1 protein-coding gene is annotated in these 811 nt (G+C 73.4%); it reads left to right on the top strand.

The window, feature by feature from the left end; all coding sequences use genetic code 11:
- Positions 1–811, top strand: an 811-nt coding sequence (locus ACYVE9_RS29080) for a Mur ligase family protein (protein WP_461030865.1), incomplete at both ends; no start/stop codon positions are given.

Raw genomic sequence — 811 nt, 5'->3', positions numbered from 1 at the left:
CGGCGCGGACTTCGCGGCCCAGGCCCAGTCACTGGGCGCCGCCGCGATCCTCACCGACCCGGCCGCCGACGAGCGCGCCGCCGCCACCGGACTGCCGGTGCTGGCGGTCCCCGACCCCCGCAGCCGGATGGGGGAACTGGCCGTCACCATCTACGGTGATCCGGGCCAGGACCTCCTCCAGATCGGCATCACCGGAACGTCCGGCAAGACGACGACCGCCTACCTCATCGACGGCGGGCTGCGGGCCGCCGCCAAGGAGGGCCAGCTCACCGGGCTGATCGGCACCGTCGAGTCGCGGATCGGGGACGTGCGGCTCAAGTCCGAGCGCACCACGCCGGAGGCCACCGAACTCCAGGCCCTGTTCGCGGTCATGCGCGAACGCCAGGTCACCGCCGTCACCATGGAGGTCTCCAGCCACGCGCTGGTCCTGGGCCGGGTCGACGGCTGCGTCTTCGACGTCGCCGTCTTCAACAACCTCAGCCCCGAGCACCTCGACTTCCACACGGACATGGACGACTACTTCCAGGCCAAGGCGCGGCTCTTCAGCCGGGCCCGCTCCCGGGCCGGTGTGGTCAACATCGACGACGAGTGGGGCCAGCGGCTGGTACGGGAGTCCGAGGTCCCCGTCACCACCTTCTCCGCCGAGGGCCACCCGGACGCCCACTGGCGCGCGCGGGACGTCACCGTCGGCCCGCTCGGCTCCACGTTCACCGCCGTCGGCCCCGGCGGGGTGACGGTCCGGGCCGCCGCGCCGCTGCCCGGCCCGTTCAACGTCTCCAACGCGCTCGCCGCGCTCACCGCCCTCGTCACC

It is taken from the genome of Streptomyces sparsus (assembly GCF_054776295.1).
This window is presented reverse-complemented; position numbering and strand designations above follow the sequence as displayed.